Genomic DNA, 7,317 nt, shown 5'->3' on the forward strand with positions numbered 1-7,317 from the left:
AGTGAAAAATCAATCCGAAGACTGGTGTAAGGAAACCCGCATCGTCGTCGACACTGGCAACTCGCGGCTGGATGCGGTCATCCTGAAACAGGCCAACGGTAACAACCTCGACCTCGACACCTTGGGCAATGAACAACTGCTGCTGCAGGTGTGGGCGGCATCGGCCGAGTTCAAACTGAACGATGTCATCATCATGCGCCTCGCGGGCATCACCTCCGACGGCGAAGCCATCGACATCGAGGTGCGCCAATCCATCGACAAATCACCGCCCACGGTGGTCGAGGTAATGATGGACAATGCCGGCGCCCGTGCGCTGGCAAAAACCCAGGGGAGATTTTCATTCGAGCTGGAACGCGACGGCTCCGTCATTCAGCGCTCCAAAGGCCGTTTCATCAACTTCATCGGCGAGCCCCAACGCCTGCTGGCGCCCAGTGCAGAGGATGAACAGAACGGCGCCATTGACCCGGATCTGCCAAGCACCCACATCCGCATTCCCTTTGACAACAGCATGCTCGCGGGCATGGCCATCGAACTCATCTGGTTCGGTATCCGATCTGATTTGAGCTCCTACAACCCGGAACTGCTGTGGTATTTCCTCAGCGATGAGGATATCAAGGACAAACAGGACCTTTTCATCATCGTGGACGGCGTCCACCTGAAAATCCTCGAGGGCGGCACGCTGAAGCTGTCATACAACCTGCTCAGCGAAGGAGAGAACGGTGAAATCATCAGCCGGTCGTCACTTCCCGCCGCCCCGCTCAACGTCGGCGAGCCCAAGTTCGAACTGGTCAAGCCCAGCGTCCTCGGCGAACAGAACGGCAAACTGGACCTCAACAACCTGCCCAACGGCGTCAGCCAACTGACCGCACCCAGACCGACCGTGAACCCGACGAAGGCCAACGATGTGGTGACCTACACCTGGATCGGTGAGGTCACCGGCAAGAAGGAGAACTCGATCACCCTCAATTCACTGTCCAAGGACAAGGATGTGCGCTTTGCCCTCAACGCCCAGTTTGTCGACGAACACATCAAACCTAATCAAGGGAAAAAGGTGACGGCGAGTTACCGAATCTGGCGGGCAGAAACAAATACCACCAGTTATTCGAATCGATTGGAGTTCGTTATCGGCGAAGCGTCCGATGAAGGTGAAACACCGATCGGCTCAGGCACTCTGAAGGTCATGGGCGCGCGCTCCAACCGCAGTACCTACCGGGCTTACAGTGCTTTCAGCAAATTGAGTGCATTCGATGCCACCACTGGCAAACCGTTACCGGCGCAATGGAAATACGACAACGATGCCAGCTGGTCAACCGCCTCTTCTACCTGGATCGATGAACATCCACACAAACCTCTGCAGGTTCGCACGAGCAATGATCAGGCCACGCTCAACCCCGCAAACATAATCGGCAATGGTATCGATACAACGGTTACCGGCCAGGCAGCATTCATGGCTCATCGCGATGAAAGAGGTGTCGCGGGCTGGGGCAATGCGGCCCATGGTTCAAATATCCCTCCAACCATTATCACCATGAAGGACATCAAGACAGTGCGCTGCACCAGCAGCGCGTATGCAGCCCTTCGAGACAATAGGTCAGTGGTGGTATGGGGCAATGCGGCTGAAGGCGGGAGCATGCCCGGCGTCAATCCATTGAACTTCGTTGCAATCATTGGCAACGCGACTGCGTTCGCCGGTATAAAAAATGACGGGACGGTCGTCGCCTGGGGCACGGCAGCCAATGGTGGCACTGTCCCCGCCGCAATCAGTGCACTGACTGACATTGTTCAACTCTTCGCCGCCGGGCAAGCATTTGTCGCGCAACAGGCCACCGGGTTCATCGTGGCTTGGGGGCAGCCGGGCAATGGGGGAACTATTCCGCCCGAGATTGCCGTGCTCGACGATATCCAGACGATCATCGGCAATTTAGCGGCTTTTGCGGCGTTTCGCCCTAACGGCACGGTCGTCGCGTGGGGGCATGCAAGCTATGGCGCAACCGTGCCGGCAGAGATCGCGGCGTTGACTAATATCGAGCGGTTGGTCTGCGCCAGCGAACAGGCCTTTGCAGCGATACTCACCACCGGTGAAGTCATCGCCTGGGGAGGCGCCACCCACGGCGGCACTGTCGACCCTCTGATCAAGACGCTGAACGATATCGTCGGCGTCAGCGCTACCCGCAGTGCCTTCGCCGCCCGTCGAGGGAATGGTCATGTCGTGGCCTGGGGTAACCAGGCCGAGGGCGGTCTGGTGCCCGCCGCCATCGCGATCCTGGACAACATTGTTCAGGTGTGCGGCTCGTCGATGGCATTCGCCGCGTTGTGCCAGGACGGCACTGTGGTGGTGTGGGGTAATGCAACCGTGGGGGGCGATATATCAGCCGTCGCCAGCCTCTTGGTCAACGTGGTGGCGATTTATGCCAACACTCACGGCTTTACCGCTTTGACCTCCGATGGTCGTGTCGTGACCTGGGGCCAGGCCGCGGGCGGTGGCGACAGCAGCGCTGTTCAGGGCCAATTGACGGGCAAGGTTTCTTACCTGGCGACTGCCGCCCCATGAGGATTGGCCTGAAAGCCAGTGACTGGGGTGGGCGGAATGTGCCCCGGGAATGACTGGCCCGATAACCTTCTCTTCTCAATACTCGGCGCGCCCTGTGGGGGCGCCTTTTCAGATGGAGTTGATCATGACCTCTTTCAGCCGGTCCCTGTTTCCTCCCCTCAAGGAGCCTGGAGTCATTTCACTCCTGCAATCGTGGCCGGTGTTCGTGGCAGAAATGGTCCAGCCTGTCGAGGGTGCTGATGCCGGGATCGGCATCGCTGCGCTCGAGGATGACAACCAGTTGTTCTGCGTTATCGACCCTTATATCGGAATGGCGATCGACGATCTGATAGCCATTTTTTGGAACGGAGTAAAGGTGCATGAGCTGAAGGTCAAACTTGAAGACCTTGATAAGCGCCTGTTTTTTTTCCTGTCGATACCCGGCATCGTGTCGGGCTTGGCCACCTGCCATTACCAGTTGACCCGTGCAGGTGAAACCGTACCTGATGATCCGTCGGCTCAGTTGACGTTACTGGTTAAACTGGAACCGCCAGGCTTAAAGGACAAGGAGCCACACTTCCCCTGGCACTCGGAGTTGAAGATGCCCGGGTTGCCACAGGACGTCATCGACAACGGCGTCACAAAGCCGTGGTTGGTCACTGGCGTTCCCATGACTATCGCCCCCTATCCCGCCATCGCCGCAGGCGACATAATCCGGGTGAAATGGGGCAGTGTATTGCTCTTGCCGCATAAGGTAACGCCAGCCGAGGCGGATGGTTCCAAACCTATCGTCGTCACCGCTACGTCAGCCGATATTCTGAGCGGCGGTGACAGCGCCAGCTTGAACATTCAGTACGAAATCCATGACCGGGTCTGGAACTTCTGTGAGAAGTGGTCCAAAGACACCAGCGTTGTAGTCGACGCCGGCGCCGCTCGCCTGGACCCGGCCATCTTCAAGGAAGCCGTCGACGGCCAGATCGCTCTCATAGACCTGAACCAGCAACCCGTCACGCTGCAAATCCTGATCAAGAGTAACGACGAGTTCGACCCGGGCGACACCCTCAAGATCACCGTCATTGGCACGCCGGCTCCGGGCAGTCCATCAAAGACGCTTACAGCAGAAGCCACTGTGGGCACCCCTCCTTACATCCTGGAAAAACTCATACCTTATGATTTCGTAAAGCTCTTCGCCCGCGGAACCCTCGATGCCTCTTACACATTGCACAAGCAGGACGGCAGCGACCCCCTCTCCTCCAAACGCACCTTCGCCGCGGTGATCGGTGACCTCTCGCAATTGCCGGCACCGACGATCAATGAGCTGATCGGGAGTATTTTGCCTTTCGATATCCTGGTGGCGACGGTGGTGATCAGTTACTCGACCATAGCCAACGGGGACGTTATCAATCTGATCTGGACGGGCACAAAATCAGACGGCACGACCTATCTCCACGAAGAGGAATACACCGTCAGCAATGATGATCAGAAGGCAGGCAGCGTCACCATTTATGTGCCGGGCGAGCATGTCCTTGCGCTCAAAGGCGGCAGTCTCAAACTGTTTTACCGGGTATCCAACGACACCCCCGGCCAGAGCGGTGTCAGCCAGTCCGAGTTTTTGTTGGTCGAGGTGGGCACGGTGCAGGGGACGCTGCCGGCACCCGAAGTCGAAGAAGCAAAAAACGGAATAATCGACCCGACCCTGGTTCACACCCAGGCTCATGTGCTCGTCAAACCTGTCAATTGGGTCGCGGGGGACAAGCTGACCTATCACTGGATTGGCTACACCCTGTTCGGCAGCACTTTTGGCAGTGTGCCGATCACAATGGCGACTGTCGGTAAACCCGTACGCTTTCGGGTCGACGCCCAATTCGTCAGTGCCAATATCGGCTACTTCGTTACCGTGATTTACACGCTCTGGCATGCCGCCACCGGGAAGTACAGCTACTCACTGCCTACGGAGGTACTGGTCGGGATACCGTTGGGCCTGCTACCGGCACCTAAAGTTGTCCAGGCACCCAACGGCATATTGAATCCAATGCATGCACTACCCAATGGCGTTGATATCGAATGCCGCTACGCCAGCATGGATGAGACGCTGGATACACTCGGATTGAAATGGCGAGGTACGCCCGGGGGCGGCACCTCGGAAGATCTAGAGCTACCCGCCGAGGCTTCCGGCACGGTGAAGTTCCACCTGCCCCCTTCATTCGTCGGCGCCAATATCCATCGCTCGGTAGACGTCAATTACGATGTCAAGCGCTACGGCTTGTGGACTCCGTCCGAAATACTGCAACTGGTCATACAGAATTTCCAGGATCCCGATAAAGACTTGCCACGGCCTGAAGTTCCGCAAGCGCAAAACGGCGAATTGCACGTGATGGAGCTGGCAGGCGACGCCAGGATTCTGGTGAAGCCCTGGCCTTTTATCATTGTCGGGCAATTGGTCTGGCTGTATGTCGAGGGTGTGACCAGCGCCGGTCCTTATCGAATCGATGTACTCACAGCCCACAAGGTCGATAGCACGCAAGTCACTCAGGGTCTGAATCAACCCCTGCTCAAAACAGAACTGCTGAAACTGCTTCATGCCTCGCGCATCACTGTGACGTGCAAGGTGATTTTCGATAACAGTACCGATGAGGCCGCCGCGATCGTCTTCCCGACCCTGCCGTTGACCATCCGGCAGCATTACGAGTACGTGACACCCGTTATCACCCGTGTGAAAAACGCACAAAACGTAGTGATTCCCGAAGCGGGACAGACCTACGACAAGCGCCTGACGATCGAGGGCACGGCCACACGGGCCGAAAAAGTCGACGTTCAAATCAACGGTGTCTCAAGAGGCACGCCTCCGGTTGATGCCAACAGCGCATGGACAATTACTGTGGATCTGCTCGAGGGCCTGCAACGCGTGGTAGCCATAGCCCTGTACGACGCCACTGACAAGGACAGTGATCCAAGAACGTTCACCATCAAAATGGCGAAGAACCCCAGCATCACCAGGGTCGCAGACTCCATAGGCTCCGTAGGTCATAACGGCGTGACCTACGATAACTCGGTCACGGTGACCGTCAACGCCGATCCCAACCAAAGCGTCCAGCTTTACAACGGTGCCGCCCCCATCGGTGCCCCCATTACCCTTGATGGCAACGGTAACGGCACGACGAGCCTGTCGAACCTGGTCCAGACGACGTACTCGATCAAAGCCAGAGCCAATTACGGCAGTCAGCTGGAATCCCCGGTGCATGTTTTCAGGGTCGCGGCCCATCTTCCCGTGAATCTGACGTCGGTCAGGCATTCAGGAGGAGAGCTGGGGCACGGCGGGACAACCAAGGACACGGCTGTGTACGTTTCCGGTACGGTGACCCCCTTCTACAGCGTGCAGCTTTTTCTCAACAATGCGCACATGCAAACCTTACCGTCCAACGCATACGGCCAATGGTCCTCAAACCCTCTCGCTATACCCTTGGGCCCGAACACGGCATACGCGAGGGCCGTGGCCACCGGGCAGCAGTCCGGTGCGCGCAGTTTCACGAGGGTGGTTCCATTAGCGCCGCTGATCTTCAATACCAATCCGGTCACGCTGAGTGGCAAGACCTACATCCTTCCGGCCTATCCCAATGTATTGCCGGCGTTTAACCCGAGTAACTCGGTGCACCACCCAGCCACCGGTGGTCAGCCGGGTTATCGGTATGCCTCCAGTAATCCGGGTGTCGCGCAAGTTGACGGAACAGGGTTAGTCACAGCCCGTGGTCGGGGAACTGCCACCATTACGGCCTTTGATGCGGCCAATCAGTCCAAGAGCTATACCGTGACGGTCACGGGGGTGATCCACTGCATCGGGCTGGGGAGTGGCGTATGGGCTACGGCGAATTCGCATGCAGCCGCTAATGGGGCGCGCCTTCCCAGCCTGGCCGAACTCCAAGAGATATTTGTAGCCTTTGGCGGACGGTGGCCCATGGGCAATCACCACTATTGGTCAACCGATGCAAGCAATTTTTGGTGGCCGTGGGCTAAAGCCAGGACCTGTCAGAACCTGGTCACAGGCGCTCGATGGGCTATCAAAATCCCATTCGATTATTCGCTCATTGTGGCGCTCCGATAACGTCAAGAATGAATAGGCAAACCTCGTCCGGTCCGTTACAGACTGGACGGGGATTTTTTCGGCCGAAAGATCAGAAGATCGCAGCCTTCGGCAGCGCCTGCAGGGGGCTGCGTTCGCGAACACCGGATCTGTAGGCGCTGCTGAAGGCTGCGATCTTTTGACGTTCACCCAGACCTACCGCCCATCGGAAATACCCGCCCACCTGTTAATTTTGACAGTAGCCAACTCCCCCGGTCAGCGCTTGAATCACGCCATCGCCATCCACCGGCCGGAGTGCCCACCATGCTCGTGCAACGCAAGAAAAGTATCGGCCTGCTGGCCTTGCTCGACCCCGACATCCCCGGCGCCATTCCGCTGGCAAACGGTCAATGGGGCATCAACCTAGCGGCCGCACTGCTCAACTTTCCCAACCAGGGCCTGAAAATCAGGATTTGGCCTTGGTCGAACATCAGCAAGGGCGACAAAGTCGAGCTGCGGCTCAACAATGCCGTGGTGGATCAACGCACCCTCACCACCGACGCTGAGTTGACCCAGCCAGCGACCCTCTTCGTCGCCCCCGATCGTCTCAAGACAGGTTCGTGGGATTTGGACTATCAGGTAAAACGCCTCAGTCAGGCGCCAGAGCCGTTTACGCCGTCTTTAAAGCTCGTCGTCAAACTCGAACTGCCCGGTGGTCAGGACACCGACC

At 57.7% G+C, this 7,317-nt stretch carries 2 protein-coding genes and 1 pseudogene; all 3 read left to right on the forward strand.

Going from position 1 to position 7,317, the window contains the following annotated elements; translation table 11 throughout:
• The first annotated feature begins 121 nt into the window (after positions 1-121).
• Complete coding sequence (locus tag HCU66_RS26330) at positions 122-2,551, forward strand: RCC1 domain-containing protein (protein ID WP_205891302.1); 2,430 nt, start codon at positions 122-124, stop codon at positions 2,549-2,551.
• A 124-nt stretch (positions 2,552-2,675) separates the two neighbouring features.
• A complete protein-coding gene (locus tag HCU66_RS26335; RefSeq protein WP_205891303.1) occupies positions 2,676-6,629 on the forward strand; it encodes an Ig-like domain-containing protein in 3,954 nt (1,317 codons plus the stop codon).
• A gap of 282 nt (positions 6,630-6,911) precedes the next feature.
• Positions 6,912-7,317 (forward strand): annotated as a pseudogene (locus tag HCU66_RS26340) (hypothetical protein); the annotation flags it as partial.

Source organism: Pseudomonas frederiksbergensis (assembly GCF_017114915.1).
Taxonomy (GTDB): Bacteria; Pseudomonadota; Gammaproteobacteria; order Pseudomonadales; family Pseudomonadaceae; genus Aquipseudomonas; species Aquipseudomonas frederiksbergensis_I.